This is a genomic window from Peptococcus niger, assembly GCF_900101835.1.
Lineage (GTDB): Bacteria > Bacillota > Peptococcia > Peptococcales > Peptococcaceae > Peptococcus > Peptococcus niger.
This window is the reverse complement of record NZ_FNAF01000027.1, coordinates 1-1548: the sequence shown is the minus strand read 5'-3', so window position 1 is coordinate 1548 and position 1548 is coordinate 1. Positions and strand designations below refer to the sequence as shown.

The following is a 1548-nucleotide window of genomic DNA, read 5'->3' as shown; positions in this document are numbered from 1 at the left end:
CCGGATGATGCACGCAGTGACGGCCGGGTTATGGACAGACCACTTAACGATGCCATAGGAGGTGCTTCATGCTTGCCCAACTGAAAAGTGCTTGCTACACTGGTTTGGATGTATATACGGTTTCGGTAGAAATTGATGCTGCCCGCGGCTTGCCTTCTTGGGACATTGTCGGCCTGCCGGATATTGCCGTTCGCGAAAGCAAAGAACGTGTTCATACCGCATAAATGATAATATTGGGGGAAAAGAATTGAAAGAAATTATGTTTATTTATAAAAATGAAGAGGAGATTATTTAAATGCCACAAATGAATAAAGGTGGAAAGTTTATTTTTGGGAAGTCTATTATTCATAAGGATGGTACTATTCAATTTCCACTTCAGGCTATAGAAGAGTATAGGATTACAAGTGAAAATAAAATATATTTGTTTACAGGTAGTAAAAAAACAGGTGGATTTTGTGTTACAAGAAGAGGATTGTTTTACCCATCTAAAATTGGACATATTCTACAAGAGACACCGTCACTTTTAGAGTTCGCAACTAAGCCTGGTGAGTTTGTTAAATATAAAGGCAGATATTACTGTTGGCTTCCGATTTCTATAGATGGAAAAATAAAATTGAATAAAGATGTAATGAATTTTTTGGAGATTATTCCTAATATGGAATTATTGTCTATTCGTAGTAGCAATATTGCATTTACAATGGGAGCTAAAGGACCGTTGTTAGAAAAGGCAAAAAAATATAAAGGTGAAATTCCTGTATTTTGAATGTAAAACGGAAAATTAAATTCTAATTTTGTGAGGAGGCGAGGCTGATTGAAAGAATATATTTTGAGTTTAGAAAAAGAATTCTCTTTGATAGAAAATGGCTTTAAAGAGCAAGAAAAAAGAGCCTTTGCTGATTATAAATCTAATAATAATGAGCATAGCAAAAAATTAGCATTTTTAGCTTATAAATCCAATGTATATCAAGTTAGAATGTATGGTGTGTTTCTATTTGGATATTTATCATCAGATAAAGAAATTTTAAGATTTATGAGAGATGAAGTTTCTAAAGACGGTAATTGGAAAGTTCAAGAAGTATTAGCAAAGGCATTCGATGAATTTTGCAAGAAAATAGGATATGAAAAAGCACTTCCAATAATTGATGAATGGTTAAAAAACAATAATCCTAATACAAGGAGAGCTGTTACGGAGGGACTAAGAATATGGACGAGCAGACCATATTTCAAGGAAAATCCGAATGAAGCTATTGAAAGAATTGCCAACTTAAAAGAAGATGCAAGCGAATATGTAAGAAAATCGGTTGGAAATGCTTTAAGGGATATTAGTAAGAAATTTCCAGAGTTGATTAAAATTGAACTTGATACTTGGAATTTAGAAAGTAAAGAAATAAAACAAGTATACAAGCTGGCGAGTAAATTGATTGTATGACAACTTCCAGTTCGTAGGGTTTAAAAGGTTGCCCTGGGCCACCATTTGGACGACGTGATTGAAACCTTGCTGATGAGCCTGTTTTATGAAGGTCGCCTGCATACCTTTGCACCTTACGC

The 1548-nt window shown here is 34.5% G+C and carries 3 protein-coding genes and 1 pseudogene; all 4 read left to right on the top strand.

Annotated features, from left to right (window positions below; all coding sequences use genetic code 11):
- The first annotated feature begins 68 nt into the window (after nucleotides 1-68).
- Nucleotides 69-224 carry a magnesium chelatase domain-containing protein gene (locus tag BLQ16_RS09515; RefSeq protein ID WP_091792483.1) on the top strand — a complete coding sequence of 52 codons (156 nt, stop codon included), beginning with the start codon at nucleotides 69-71 and terminating at the stop codon, nucleotides 222-224.
- Nucleotides 225-295: 71 nt separating this feature from the next.
- Complete coding sequence (locus tag BLQ16_RS09510; RefSeq protein ID WP_091792482.1) at nucleotides 296-763, top strand: hypothetical protein; 468 nt, start codon at nucleotides 296-298, stop codon at nucleotides 761-763.
- 48 nt (nucleotides 764-811) lie between these two features.
- Nucleotides 812-1429 carry a DNA alkylation repair protein gene (locus BLQ16_RS09505; RefSeq protein ID WP_091792481.1) on the top strand — a complete coding sequence of 206 codons (618 nt, stop codon included), beginning with the start codon at nucleotides 812-814 and terminating at the stop codon, nucleotides 1427-1429.
- Nucleotides 1430-1453: 24 nt separating this feature from the next.
- A pseudogene (locus BLQ16_RS09855) lies at nucleotides 1454-1548 on the top strand (tRNA 2-thiocytidine(32) synthetase TtcA); the annotation flags it as partial.